This is a genomic window from Burkholderia sp. AU30198 (genome assembly GCF_020419825.1).
Classification (GTDB): Bacteria; Pseudomonadota; Gammaproteobacteria; order Burkholderiales; family Burkholderiaceae; genus Burkholderia.
In genome coordinates this window covers 1-585 of the sequence record NZ_JAIZSA010000058.1, presented here as the reverse complement: position 1 = coordinate 585, position 585 = coordinate 1, and the positions used below count along the sequence as shown (strand labels likewise).

Here is a 585-nt window from a genome sequence, read left to right as displayed (position 1 = left end):
TCGGATCAGATAGCGAAAGTATCAAGAGTCTCACACTAAAGTAAGTCAGGTTTATGAAGCAATTCATATTCCTGTCAGCTTTGAGTGAGCGACCGGTTCTTAACTGAACCGAAAACAGTAACAGGTTTAAACTGAAGAGTTTGATCCTGGCTCAGATTGAACGCTGGCGGCATGCCTTACACATGCAAGTCGAACGGCAGCACGGGTGCTTGCACCTGGTGGCGAGTGGCGAACGGGTGAGTAATACATCGGAACATGTCCTGTAGTGGGGGATAGCCCGGCGAAAGCCGGATTAATACCGCATACGATCTACGGATGAAAGCGGGGGACCTTCGGGCCTCGCGCTATAGGGTTGGCCGATGGCTGATTAGCTAGTTGGTGGGGTAAAGGCCTACCAAGGCGACGATCAGTAGCTGGTCTGAGAGGACGACCAGCCACACTGGGACTGAGACACGGCCCAGACTCCTACGGGAGGCAGCAGTGGGGAATTTTGGACAATGGGCGAAAGCCTGATCCAGCAATGCCGCGTGTGTGAAGAAGGCCTTCGGGTTGTAAAGCACTTTTGTCCGGAAAGAAATCCTTGGC

1 rRNA gene is annotated in these 585 nt (G+C 52.8%); it reads left to right on the top strand.

The window, feature by feature from the left end:
• Positions 1 to 128 precede the first annotated feature (128 nt).
• A 16S ribosomal RNA gene (locus LGN19_RS39470) occupies positions 129 to 585 on the top strand; the annotation flags it as partial.